Origin of the sequence: Chromohalobacter sp. HP20-39 (genome assembly GCF_033052815.1) — a bacterium.
In the GTDB taxonomy this organism is placed as follows: domain Bacteria; phylum Pseudomonadota; class Gammaproteobacteria; order Pseudomonadales; family Halomonadaceae; genus Chromohalobacter.
Genome location: NZ_JAWHTP010000004.1, coordinates 275,946 through 287,962, shown reverse-complemented (window position 1 = coordinate 287,962; position 12,017 = coordinate 275,946). Strand labels below are relative to the sequence as shown.

The 12,017-nt window shown below is 61.6% G+C and carries 10 protein-coding genes; 7 read left to right on the top strand and 3 right to left on the bottom strand.

Features of this window, described 5'->3' with window-relative positions; translation table 11 throughout:
* Positions 1 to 4 precede the first annotated feature (4 nt).
* Complete coding sequence (locus RVY79_RS10805; protein WP_317464141.1) at positions 5 to 583, bottom strand: ANTAR domain-containing response regulator; 579 nt, start codon at positions 581 to 583, stop codon at positions 5 to 7.
* A 364-nt stretch (positions 584 to 947) separates the two neighbouring features.
* On the opposite strand from RVY79_RS10805, the gene RVY79_RS10800 reads away from it, so the two are divergent.
* Complete coding sequence (locus RVY79_RS10800) at positions 948 to 2,303, top strand: MFS transporter (RefSeq protein WP_317464140.1); 1,356 nt, start codon at positions 948 to 950, stop codon at positions 2,301 to 2,303.
* Between the two features lie 98 nt (positions 2,304 to 2,401).
* Here the strand turns inward: RVY79_RS10800 and RVY79_RS10795 are convergent, their stop codons facing one another.
* A complete protein-coding gene (locus RVY79_RS10795) occupies positions 2,402 to 3,907 on the bottom strand; it encodes an NCS1 family nucleobase:cation symporter-1 (protein ID WP_317464139.1) in 1,506 nt (501 codons plus the stop codon).
* Between the two features lie 620 nt (positions 3,908 to 4,527).
* Here RVY79_RS10795 and RVY79_RS10790 point away from each other — a divergent pair.
* The 4 genes from RVY79_RS10790 to preA all read left to right on the top strand — a co-directional run bounded on the left by RVY79_RS10790 (position 4,528) and on the right by preA (position 9,706).
* Positions 4,528 to 5,394 (top strand): nitrilase-related carbon-nitrogen hydrolase, encoded by an 867-nt coding sequence (locus tag RVY79_RS10790; RefSeq protein ID WP_317464138.1) that lies wholly within the window; start codon positions 4,528 to 4,530, stop codon positions 5,392 to 5,394.
* A 112-nt stretch (positions 5,395 to 5,506) separates the two neighbouring features.
* Positions 5,507 to 6,949 (top strand): dihydropyrimidinase, encoded by a 1,443-nt coding sequence (gene hydA, locus RVY79_RS10785; protein ID WP_317464137.1) that lies wholly within the window; start codon positions 5,507 to 5,509, stop codon positions 6,947 to 6,949.
* 82 nt (positions 6,950 to 7,031) lie between these two features.
* Positions 7,032 to 8,408 (top strand): NAD(P)-dependent oxidoreductase, encoded by a 1,377-nt coding sequence (locus RVY79_RS10780; RefSeq protein ID WP_411161724.1) that lies wholly within the window; start codon positions 7,032 to 7,034, stop codon positions 8,406 to 8,408.
* Positions 8,408 to 9,706: an NAD-dependent dihydropyrimidine dehydrogenase subunit PreA gene (gene preA, locus RVY79_RS10775; protein ID WP_317464136.1), complete on the top strand. Its 1,299-nt coding sequence runs from the start codon at positions 8,408 to 8,410 to the stop codon at positions 9,704 to 9,706. The genes RVY79_RS10780 and preA overlap by 1 nt, the downstream gene beginning before the upstream one ends.
* Positions 9,707 to 9,772: 66 nt before the next feature.
* On the opposite strand, the gene RVY79_RS10770 is transcribed toward preA, so the two are convergent.
* Positions 9,773 to 10,393, bottom strand: coding sequence for a TetR/AcrR family transcriptional regulator (locus RVY79_RS10770; RefSeq protein WP_317464135.1), 621 nt, complete (start codon positions 10,391 to 10,393; stop codon positions 9,773 to 9,775).
* 183 nt (positions 10,394 to 10,576) lie between these two features.
* Here RVY79_RS10770 and RVY79_RS10765 point away from each other — a divergent pair, with 183 nt between their 5' ends.
* Together RVY79_RS10765 and RVY79_RS10760 are read left to right on the top strand one after the other, a co-directional pair.
* The gene (locus RVY79_RS10765) at positions 10,577 to 11,053 is read left to right on the top strand and encodes a peroxiredoxin (RefSeq protein WP_317464134.1); all 477 of its coding nucleotides are present in this window, start codon (positions 10,577 to 10,579) and stop codon (positions 11,051 to 11,053) included.
* Between the two features lie 141 nt (positions 11,054 to 11,194).
* A complete protein-coding gene (locus RVY79_RS10760) occupies positions 11,195 to 11,959 on the top strand; it encodes an SDR family oxidoreductase (RefSeq protein WP_317464133.1) in 765 nt (254 codons plus the stop codon).
* Positions 11,960 to 12,017: the final 58 nt, after the last annotated feature.

Here is a 12,017-nt window from a genome sequence, read left to right as displayed (position 1 = left end):
TCTCCTACGACTCGGAATCGTCGCTGGCCAAGACGGCCTGAGCCACCTCGTGAATGGTCAAGCGACGATTCATGGCGTGCTTGCGTAGCCACTGATAGGCGGCGTCTTCGCTGAACGCATGCGTTTCCATCAATCGGCTCTTGGCGCGCTCGATAGTGCGCCGCTGCGCCAGCGTGGTCTGTGTCTTGGTCAGTTCGCCCTTAAGGGCGCGATGCGCTTCGAAGCTGGCAATCGCCACATTGACCATCGAACGCACCAGCGCCGGCTGCACGTCCTCGACCACATAGGCGCTGACGCCCACACTCGTCGCTTCGCGCGTCAAATTCGGCGTTTCTTCCTCGGCAAGCATGATCATCGGCTTGGGAAAGCGGCGACCCAGTTGCCCCATGTGCTCCAGGGTATCGCGACTGGGCAGCGCCGCATCAATGATCACCGCATCCGGCTTGACGCGCATCATGATGGCGTAGAGATCGTCATGCTCGTCGGCACGTGTCACCACGTCGAACCCCGCCTCATGCAGCGCTCGTTCCAGCGCCCGCGAGCGTTCCTGCCGCGCATCCACGATCAGCACCTTGACGGTCATGCGCTTTCCTCTGCTGGGTGCTTGTCGACTTTCAATGCAGGTTACATGCCAGGACGTGCCCCTTGACGGGCCACGTCACACGGCGCTTGCACATTGGCGGTGCGATTTCGATGCATCACAACGGTGCGACCGCCTCTCATGGCGCACCAAAAGCATGCCCAAAGACGCGACACCCGCCCCCAGAAAACGCCTTTGACGACATCACGCTTCATTGGCACACCTCTTGCTTTTCATGAGACATCAGGACGTGGACCAGGCTCGCCAAGTGAGTACGAGTGCGTCGAACCCCAAGACCCGGCCCTTCACGACGAAGGTCGCCGATGTCGCGTTCGATCTCCGCTACTCCAACGTTAGAGGATGAGCCATGGAAATCCGCAACAAAGCCAACAAGATACGGCTTTTCAGCCTCAAGACACCGCAGATGCGTGTCTTCCACATGTCGTGGTTCGCGTTCCACGTCTGCTTTTTCGGCTGGTTCGGCATCGCCCCCTTGATGGCCGTCGTGCGTGAAGACCTCGACCTGAGCAAGACCCAGATCGGTAATACCATCATTGCCTCGGTCGCCATCACTGTCCTGGTACGCCTAGTGATCGGGCTTCTCTGCGACAAAATCGGCCCCCGCAAGGCGTACACCTGGCTGTTGTGCCTCGGTTCCCTGCCGGTGATGCTAATCGGCCTCGCCGACAACTTCGAAACCTTCCTGCTGGCACGGCTGGCCATTGGCGCGATCGGCGCCTCCTTCGTCATCACCCAGTACCACACCTCGGTGATGTTCGCGCCCAACGTGGTCGGCACCGCCAACGCCACCACGGCGGGCTGGGGAAACCTGGGTGGCGGCACCACGCAGATCCTCATGCCGCTGATCTTCGCCGGCGTCCTGATGCTCGGCGTCAACGAGGCGCTCGGCTGGCGTCTGGCCATGGTCGTGCCCGGTATCGTGCTATTCGCGACCGGCATCGCCTACTATTTCTTCACGCAGGACGCACCGAACGGCAACTTCGATGCGCTGCGGGCGCGCGGAGAACTCCCCTATGCCGAGAAAGAGCACGGCATGGCGCAAAGCTTCGGCGCCGCCATGAAGGATGTACGTGTCTGGGCGCTGTTCATCGTCTACGCGGCATGCTTCGGTGTCGAACTGACCATCAACAACATCGCGGCCATTTATTTCTTCGACAACTTCGAACTCGACCTGGCCACCGCCGGACTCATCGCCGGGCTATTCGGACTGATGAACCTGTTCGCGCGCACCCTGGGTGGGATATTCTCGGATCTTTTTGCCCGCCATGGCGGCCTCAAGGGCCGCGTACGCTGGCTTTTCATCGCCATGCTCTGTGAAAGTGTCGCCCTGATGGGCTTCGCCCAGATGCAAACGCTGGCGCTCGCCATCGGCATCATGCTGGTCTTCAGCCTTTTCACTCAAATGGCCGAAGGTGCCACCTTCGGCGTCGTCCCCTTCATCAACAAGAAGGCCCTCGGTGCTGTCGCCGGCATCGTCGGCGCAGGCGGCAATGCCGGCGCCGTGGCAGCCGGCTTCCTGTTTCGCAGCGAATCTCTTTCCTATCAGCAAGGCCTCTTCTTCCTTGGCGTCGCGGTGATGCTCGCCTCCTTCTGTACCCTGCTCATCCGCTTCTCGCCGCAGGTGCTCGCCGAAGAAGATGCCGCCTACCGCAACGCCGCAGCAGGCAACGCAACCCCCGTCGATGCCATTACGGCACGCTAAACCGCACCTACTTACTGGCCAACGAAAAAGCCACCGCCTAAGGGCGGTGGCTTTTGCATGTAGGGAACAGGGCATCACGATTGCCGCACTGTGCTCGCTCAGGTGCCTACTTTATCGGTTACCGCGTCATCCTGGCTCAACGGCTTGGCAAGTACCTGGCTGGCAACGTAGTAGATGACCGCCCCCAGAGCCGAACCAGTGAACCAGCCGTAATCGTAGAACCAGGTCCAGGCGCCCGTCGCCAACGAGAACACAGTCAGCGCCACCGGCACGAAGAAGGCGATGAACCCCGCCGGGTTGTAGGCCGGGTACGCCGCACCATCCTTGTACAGACTGGCGACGTCGAGTTGCTGGCGCTTGATCAGGAAGTAGTCGACGATCATGATCCCGGCGATCGGACCCAACAGGCTCGAATAGCCCAACAACCAGTTGGAGTACAGGCTCTCGAGGGTCACGTCGGAAACGATCACGCCGGCTTTCTGCAGCAGGTCGTAACCCATCAGCAGCACCCCGACCAGGCCGGTCATCAGCGTGCCGCGTGTCTGGTTGATCAGCTTGGGGGCGATATTCTGAAAATCGTTGGTGGGCGAGACGATGTTACCGGCGGTATTGGTCGAGATCGTCGCAACGATGATGAAGATCATGGCGATGACCACCCAGAAGGGGCTGTCGATACGCCCGATCAGGCTGACCGGGTCGGACACCGTCTCGCCGACCAATGACGCCGATGCCGCGGTCATCACCACCCCCAGCGAGGCGAAGAAGAACATGGTCAATGGCAGGCCGATGATCTGACCGACGATCTGGTCCTTCTGGCTCTTGGCGAAGCGGCTAAAGTCGGGGATGTTGAGCGACAATGTGGCCCAGAAGCCCACCATGGCCGTCAACCCGGCGAAGAAGTAGCCGTACACCGGTGCGCCTTCGGGACGCGACGGCGGCTGGCTCAACAGTTCGGTCATCGACACGTGTGGCACGGCCCACACCATAAGCCCCACGGCGACCGCCAGCAGCAACGGCGCCGAGAGCGTCTCCAGCCACTTGATCGACTCGGCACCACGGATCACCACATACAGGTTCATGGCACCGAACAGGAAGAAGCCGATTACCTCGCCAAGGCCCTCCAGCGCACGCCAGGGTGGAAAGACCGCCGCCAGCAATAGATGAATCGCCAATCCACCGAACATCGTCTGGATGCCGAACCAGCCGCACCCGACCAACGCCCTGATCAAGCAGGGCACGTTGGAGCCACGGATTCCGAACGACGAACGCAATACCACCGGAAACGGGATGCCGAACTTGGTGCCCGGATAGGCGTTGAGCGTCAGCGGCACCAGGATCACGATATTGGCGATTAGGATCGTGATCAGCGCCTCGCTCACCGAGAGGCCGAAATAAGCGGTCAGGATACCGCCCAGGGTGTAGGTCGGTACGCAGATCGACAGGCCGACCCATAGCGCGGCGACGTTCCAGCGCGACCAGGTACGCTCATCAAGCCGTGTCGGAGCGATATCCTCGTTGAAACGTGAACTCTCGCGAACGTCGTCACCCACCTCCAGTTCGACGAGTTCGCCACGCTGCACCGAGCGTGAAGTGTTTGCCGTCATTGTTGTTGTCTCCTCATGCGGCCGCCGACTCCCCGCATCGGGAAGCCATGCGTTGTGTTGAATACTGACTGTCGCTTGCCACCTTCCCGCAAAAAGCATGCCCAATCTGGCGTTTTGATGAAGAGGCCTCCTTGAAAGCCGCCTCGTCGGTCTCGTCCATTTCCAACAAGTCATTGATTTCAATAAATCAATAAATCCTGCCTACATCGTCAACTTTTATTCCATACCGCCACTACGCATATCACGCATGCCTCGCCGGGCTGGGTGGCAAGCATCCTGACACTCTAGACAATTTCCACAATGGTGCATAACAACGCTTCCCAGCCTACTCGCGCACCTTGATTAAGGTCATAAATATCTGTTTTAAAATAGAAAAATTTGTATTTTTTAAATAAAAAAGTTGGTGCACACCTTGCAGCCTTATAGGGAATTCTTTGTAAATTAATAAGTTACGACCATTCAAAGTCATTCCAAAAAATTTAAAAACAACTTGAAATAATGTCTTATTAGCGACTAGGTTTCTATTATCCTGACTCAGAAGACAGGTTTTAGAAAAACCGAATCAATGCAGGAAGGCTTACAACAACCGTTAACAATAAGCACAACATGAGGATTGATTGATGGAAAAAGTGAAGATTGGCTTGATTCAGATGGCCTTGAAGACCGAGACCGACCTCGAGCCGGCCGCCATCCGCGATGCCATGAACGAAGCGCACTTGCCCTACATCGAGCAAGCCGCCGATGCCGGCGTTCAAGTGCTGTGTTTTCAGGAAGTCTTCAACCAGCCCTACTTCTGCCCCAGCCAGGACAAGAAGTGGTACGCCGCCGCCGAGAAAGTCCCCGAAGGACCGACCTGTCAGATGATGCAGAAGCTCGCCGCCAAGCATCACATGGTGATCATCGTGCCCATCTACGAAGAAACCGCCCCTGGCATCTACTACAACACCGCCGCGGTGTTCGATGCCGATGGCAGCTATCTCGGCAAGTACCACAAGACGCACATCCCGCAGGTCGCCGGCTTCTGGGAGAAGTATTTCTTCAAGCCGGGCAAATCGAACTGGCCAGTCTTCGACACCGCCTACGGCAAGATCGGCGTGTACATCTGCTATGACCGTCACTTCCCCGAAGGCTGGCGAGCACTGGCCCTCAACGGCGCCGAGATCATCTTCAACCCCTCGGCCACCGTCGCCGGCCTGTCGCAATACCTGTGGGAGCTCGAACAACCCGCCTCGGCCGCCGCCAACGGCTGCTTCGTCGCCGCCATCAACCGCGTCGGCACCGAAGCCCCATGGAACATCGGCGAATTCTACGGCAACTCCTACATCGCCAATCCGCGCGGGGAGATAGAAGCCAAGGCCAGTGCCAGCGAAGACGAACTGCTGATCCACGAGGTCGATCTGGCGATAGTCCGAGAGATTCGCAATACCTGGCAGTTCTTCCGCGACCGCCGACCCGAGACTTATACACGGCTCACCGACGGCGAATAATCGGGCTGCCGGAACTGACTGCGCTCATTCCGGCGGACGACCCGGGGCACAACAAGGATACGAAGTACATTCGCATTTTCGTTCCGACAACAATTCCAAGAGGTTTGAAATCATGACCATCCTGATCCGTGGCGGCACCGTCGTCACCCATGACAATACCTACCGCGCCGATGTGCTCTGCGTGGATGGCAAGATCGCCGCCGTCGGCGTCGACCTCGAAGCCCCGGCCGACGCCGAGGTGATCGACGCCGGCGGCCACTACGTGATGCCCGGCGGCATCGACCCGCACACCCACATGCAGTTGCCGTTCATGGGCACGGTGGCTAGCGAGGACTTCTACACCGGCACCGCGGCGGGGCTCGCCGGCGGCACCACCACGATCATCGACTTCGTGATTCCCAATCCCGGCCAGCCGCTGATGGAGGCCTTCGAGACCTGGCGCGGCTGGGCCGAGAAGGCCGCCAGCGACTACGCCTTCCACGTCGCGGTGACCTGGTGGGACGACAGCGTCCACGAAGACATGGGCACCCTGGTCCGCGAGCATGGCGTCAACAGCTTCAAGCATTTCATGGCCTACAAGAATGCCATCATGGCCACCGACGACATCCTGGTGGCCAGCTTCACCCGCTGCCTGGAGCTCGGTGCGGTGCCCACCGTGCATGCCGAGAACGGCGAGCTGGTCTATCACATGCAGCAGAAGCTGCTCGCCCAGGGCCTCACCGGCCCCGAGGCGCACCCGCTGTCGCGCCCGCCGCAGGTCGAGGGCGAGGCCGCCAGCCGGGCGATCCGCATCGCCGGCACCCTGGGCGCGCCGATCTACGTGGTCCACGTCTCGTGCCGCGACGCGCTCGACGAAATCACCTACGCCCGCCGCCAGGGCCAGCCGGTCTACGGCGAGGCCCTCGCCGGGCACCTGATGATCGATGACAGCGTCTATCGCGACAAGGACTGGGCCAAGGCCGCCGCCCACGTGATGAGCCCGCCGTTTCGCAGCAAGGAACATCAGGATGCGCTGTGGACCGGCCTGCAGTCCGGCAACCTGCAGACCACCGCCACCGACCACTGCTGCTTCTGCAACGACCAGAAGGCGATGGGCAAGGACGACTTCACCAAGATCCCCAACGGCACCGCCGGGATCGAGGACCGTATGGCGGTGATCTGGGACGAGGGCATCAACGGCGGGCGCATCTCGATGCAGGACTTCGTCGCCGTCACCTCCACCAACACCGCCAAGATCTTCAACATGTACCCGCGCAAGGGCGCGATACAGGAAGGCGCCGACGCCGACCTGGTGGTCTGGGACCCCAACGCCACGCGCACCATCTCCGCCGAGACCCACCACCAGAACGTCGATTTCAACATCTTCGAGGGCAAGACGGTGCGCGGTATCCCGCGCCACACCATCAGCCAGGGCAAGTGGGTGTGGCGCGACGGCAAGGAGCTGCACGCCGAGAAAGGCGCCGGTCGCTACATCGAGCGGCCCGCCTACCCCGGCGTCTATGACGTACTCAAGAAGCGCGCCGAGCGCAACGCGGCCACCGCCGTCGAGCGCTGAGCCGTTACGTTCAAGCCAATAATAATGAGCGACTCCCGCCAGTAGACTCCGTCCGCTGGCGGTCGAGCGAAGGAGTTCTACCGTGACCCACCCTCTCAACCACCTGCCTCGAGCCGGCGATGGTGATCTCAACGGTGCAGCGCTGGAGGCCAATTTCAGTGACCTGCATCCGCCGCTGACCCAGCGCCAGGCATTCATTGAAAGCCAACGTTGCCTGTACTGTTACGATGCCCCGTGCGTGGAAGCTTGCCCATCGGATATCGACATCCCGCGCTTCATCCGCGAGATTGCCGAGGACAATATCAACGGCGCCGCCCAGACCATCCTCGAGGAGAACATTCTCGGCGGCAGTTGCGCCCGGGTCTGCCCCACCGAGATCCTCTGCGAGCAGAGCTGCGTGCGCAATCACGACGCCGAGTGCCAGCCGGTGCTGATCGGCCTGCTGCAACGCCACGCCGTCGATCACATGCACTTCGACGGCCATCCGTTCGTGCGTGCCGCCGATACCGGCAAGCATATCGCCATCGTCGGCGCCGGACCGGCCGGGCTCTCCTGCGCTCACCGGCTGGCCACCTTCGGCCACCGGGTGACGATCTTCGAGGCCGAGACCAAGCCCGGCGGGCTCAACGAATACGGCATCGCCCGCTACAAGCTGGTAGACGACTACGCCCAGCGCGAGATCGATTTCCTGCTCGAGATTGGCGGCATCGAGATCCGTCATGGCCAACGGCTGGGCGACAATCTCGAGCTCGAGACCCTGCAGCGCGGCTACGATGCGGTGTTCCTGGGCCTGGGCCTCGGCGCCAGCCGCCGGCTCGGCCTGACCGGGGAACACGCTACCGGCTTGATGCCCGCCACCGACTACATCAAGGAGCTACGCCAGACCGACGACCTGTCCCGGCTCGCCGTGGCCAAGCGCTGCGTGGTGATCGGCGCCGGCAACACCGCCATCGACATGGCGGTGCAGATGGCCCGCCTGGGCGCCGAGGCGGTCACTCTCGTCTACCGCCGCGGCAGCGAGTCGATGTCCGCCACCGGCCACGAGCAGGAGATCGCCAAGGCCAACGGCGTGCGCATCGTCACCTGGGCCCAGCCCGAGCAAGTGCTGCTCGACGACGACGGACGCGTGGCCGGTATGCGCTTCGCGCGCACCGAGTCCCGCGGCGGAGCGCTGGCTACCACCGGCGAAAGCCTGGACGTCCCCGCCGATGCGATTTTCACGGCGATCGGCCAGGCCTTCGACGACGCCAGCCTGAGCGACGTTCGTGCCGGGCAGCTCGGCCGGGAAGCCGACAAGATCGAGGTCGACGGTAACTTCCGCACAAGGCTCGGCGGCGTGTATGCCGGTGGCGACTGCGTGGCGGCCGGTCAGGATCTGACCGTCCAGGCCGTGCAACACGGCAAGCTGGCCGCCCAGGCCATCCACAATGAGATCATGGCCCAGCAGGAGGTCGCGTAATGAAGGCATCCGCGAAAAAGCCCGACGTCGATCTGAGCATCGAATTCGCCGGCATCCGCTCGCCCAACCCCTTTTGGCTAGCCTCCGCCCCACCCACCGACAAGGCCTACAATGTCGAGCGCGCCTATGAGGCCGGCTGGGGTGGCGTGGTCTGGAAGACCCTCGGCGAGGACCCGGCACTGGTCAACGTATCGTCGCGCTACTCCGCCCACTTCGGAAAGAACCGCGAAGTGCTGGGCTTCAACAACATCGAGTTGATCAGCGATCGCTGCCTGGCGATCAACCTGCAAGAGATCACCGAGGTCAAGAAGCGTTGGCCCGACCGTGCGCTGATCGTCTCGATCATGGTGCCCTGCGTCGAGGAGAGCTGGAAGGCGATCCTGCCGCTGGTGGAGGCCACCGGCGCCGACGGCATCGAACTCAACCTGGGCTGCCCGCACGGCATGCCCGAGCGCGGCATGGGCGCCGCAGTGGGCCAGAATCCCGACCTGATCGAACAGGTCACGCGCTGGTGCAAGCAGTACTACTCCAAGCCGGTGATCGTCAAACTGACCCCCAATATCACCGACATTCGCGTTGCTGCTCAGGCCGCACTGCGCGGCGGTGCCGACGCGGTCTCGCTGATCAACACCATCAACTCGATCACTTCGATCGATCTCGACAACATGGTCGCCAGGCCCACCGTGGGCAGCCAGAGCACTCACGGCGGCTACTGCGGCGCAGCGGTCAAGCCCATCGCCATGAACATGGTCGCCGAGATCGCCCGGGACCCGGCAACCCAGGGTCTGCCGATCTGCGGTATCGGCGGCATCTCCAACTGGCACGACGCCGCTGAATTCGCCGCGCTCGGTGCCGGCGCGGTCCAAGTATGCACCGCCGCCATGCTCCACGGCTTTCGTATCGTCGAGGAGATGCAGGACGGCCTGGCACGCTGGATGGCCGAGAAGGGCTATCGCAGTCTCAGTGATTTCTCCGGCAAGGCAGTGGCCAACACCACCGACTGGAAGTATCTGGACATGAACTTCCAGACCATCGCGCACATCGACCAGGACTCGTGCATCCAGTGCGGGCGCTGCTACATCGCCTGCGAAGACACCTCGCATCAGTCGATCGCCAAGCTGATCGATGCCGCCGGCGCCAGGCGCTACGAGGTGATCGAACAAGAGTGCGTGGGCTGCAACCTGTGTCAGATCACCTGCCCGGTCGAGGACTGCATCAGCATGGTGCCGCAGCCAAGCGACAAGCCCTACATGAGCTGGAACGAGGACCCGCGCAATCCGTTTCGTGAGTCCGCCTGAACGCGTTGCTGCCCGTTCGAGCGGCGCCCCTGGCAGCCGCCGGGGGTGTCGCCCTCAAGGGTCACCTCACGGCGATAGCCCAATCCCCCGCAAGATGACGCTGGTCACTGTCTGCACCGCATGCTCGAACTGGGTGTCGTCGAGGGGGGCGTCATCGTTGAGCAAGGCGATCTGGTAGTCGAAATCGGCGTAATGCTGGGTCGACGCCCAGATCATGTACAGCAAATAGGAAGGCTCCACAGGCCAGATCTGCCCCGCCTCGACCCATTCACGTATCTTCGCTTCCTTGAGCTTGGCCCACTCATAAAGGTTATCGCGCAGCGAATCGCCGATGACCGCGCCACCTTGCATGACTTCGGCAGCCCAGACCTTGGACCCTGCCGCGCGGCCGCGCGAGTGGTTCATCTTGGCGCGAATATAGGTAGACAGCACGATACGCGGATCGTCGTAAAGCTCGAAGCACAGCGCATCCTGCTTCCACACCTCGAGCAGTTCGAGCAAAACGTCACGGTAAAGCTCTTCCTTGGTGGAAAAGTAGTAATGCACATTGGACTTGGGGATCCCCGCTAGTTGCGCGATATCCCCCATCGAGGCGCCGGCATACCCTTTCTCGGCAAACACCTGCTCCGCCGCCAGCAGGATCTTCTCCACGTTCTGCTGACGAATCCATCCCTTGCGTCTGGCCATTGTCCTCTCAATCCGGTTGAATCCTCACGCGATGGTGCGAGTCTACCACCCCCTCGTCACACTGGCGCCACGCAACCCTCCCCACCCCCCGCGTCCTGCCAATACTCGAGGGTCAGGGTTGCGATATACCGATCTAATAGCGCACTGTGAATGATCAGGACCGATCACCTAAAGGAGTTCACTATGACCATCGCGCAAGGCGACAAGCTACCCAGCGTCACCCTCAAGACCAACGGTGCCAATGGCCCCGAAGACCTCGACACCGGTGAGTTGTTCGCCGGTAAGCGTGTGGTGCTGTTCGCGGTGCCCGGCGCGTTCACGCCGGGGTGCTCCAACACCCATATGCCAGGCTTCGTGATCAATGCCGACGACATCCTCGCCAAGGGGGTAGACACCATCGCCTGCCTGGCCGTCAACGACGCTTTCGTTCTGGGTGCCTGGCAGCAGAATCAAAACGCGCAGGCGATCACCATGCTCGCCGATGGCCACGCCGATTTCACCCGCGCCATCGGCATGGAGAAAGACGCCAGTGGCGCCGGCATGGGCACACGCAGCCAGCGTTACGCCATGATCGTCGACGATGGCGTGGTGAGCTACCTGGGCGTCGATGAAAAGGGCGTCGAGAAAAGCAGCGCCGAAACCATTCTCGCCAATCTGTAAGTCCGCTCTGCATCACCGTCCCCATGGCCCGCCTCTCGGCGGGCCATTTCGTAAGCGCCTCCCCGGCTTTCGTGGCGACGTCCTCGCCAGCCTTTTCGAGCTAGACTGATAACGCCATTCAAGACAAGGAGATAACACGCGATGACGCTATTCGACCTCACCGGCAAAACGGCGCTGATCACCGGCTCGTCCGGCGGTCTCGGTTATGCCATGGCCAAGGGCCTGGCGGACGCCGGTGCCCAGGTGATCTTGCATGGACGCAATGTCGAAAAATTGCAGCGTGCCCAGCAGGCACTCGCGGAAGAACATCACGACGTGCGCACCGTGTCGTTCGATGTCACCGACGAAACCGCCATCGAGCAAACCCTTGTCGACCTGGGCGCTCAAGGCGTCGACATCGACATCCTGGTCAACAACGCCGGCATCCAGCTACGTAAACCGCTCATCGATACACCGCGCGAAGAGTGGCAGACCGTACTCGACACCAATCTCAGCAGCGCCTTTCTTGTGGGACGCCACGTCGCCCGACGGCTGATCGCACGCGGCCAGGGCGGCAAGATCGTCAATATCGGCTCGCTGATGAGCACGGTGGCCCGCCCTACCGTGGGTGCCTACACTGCCGCCAAGGGCGGGGTACGGCTACTCACGCAATCGATGGCCGCAGAGTGGGCCGAGCATGGCATTCAGGCCAACGCCATCGGCCCCGGCTACATGATTACCGAGATGACCCAGCCACTCGTCGACAAGCCCGAATTCAACGACTGGATCATCAACCGAACGCCTGCGCGCCGCTGGGGCACACCCGAAGACCTGGTTGGCAGCGTCGTTTTCCTGTCCTCGCCCGCCTCGAATTTCGTCAACGGCCAGATCATCTATGTCGACGGCGGCCTGCTCTCGGTGATTTAGGCCGCACCGCCCTTCCATGGTGCAACGGGACGGGCAAAATGCCCGTCCTGGGGCAGCG

Excerpts from the sequence above, each read along its gene's own strand:
- RVY79_RS10805 (WP_317464141.1), bottom strand. The coding sequence starts at position 583 with ATGACCGTCAAGGTGCTGATCGTGGATGCGCGGCAGGAACGCTCGCGG.
- RVY79_RS10800 (WP_317464140.1), top strand. The coding sequence starts at position 948 with ATGGAAATCCGCAACAAAGCCAACAAGATACGGCTTTTCAGCCTCAAG.
- RVY79_RS10795 (WP_317464139.1), bottom strand. The coding sequence starts at position 3,907 with ATGACGGCAAACACTTCACGCTCGGTGCAGCGTGGCGAACTCGTCGAA.
- RVY79_RS10790 (WP_317464138.1), top strand. The coding sequence starts at position 4,528 with ATGGAAAAAGTGAAGATTGGCTTGATTCAGATGGCCTTGAAGACCGAG.
- hydA (WP_317464137.1), top strand. The coding sequence starts at position 5,507 with ATGACCATCCTGATCCGTGGCGGCACCGTCGTCACCCATGACAATACC.
- preA (WP_317464136.1), top strand. The coding sequence starts at position 8,408 with ATGAAGGCATCCGCGAAAAAGCCCGACGTCGATCTGAGCATCGAATTC.
- RVY79_RS10770 (WP_317464135.1), bottom strand. The coding sequence starts at position 10,393 with ATGGCCAGACGCAAGGGATGGATTCGTCAGCAGAACGTGGAGAAGATC.
- RVY79_RS10765 (WP_317464134.1), top strand. The coding sequence starts at position 10,577 with ATGACCATCGCGCAAGGCGACAAGCTACCCAGCGTCACCCTCAAGACC.
- RVY79_RS10760 (WP_317464133.1), top strand. The coding sequence starts at position 11,195 with ATGACGCTATTCGACCTCACCGGCAAAACGGCGCTGATCACCGGCTCG.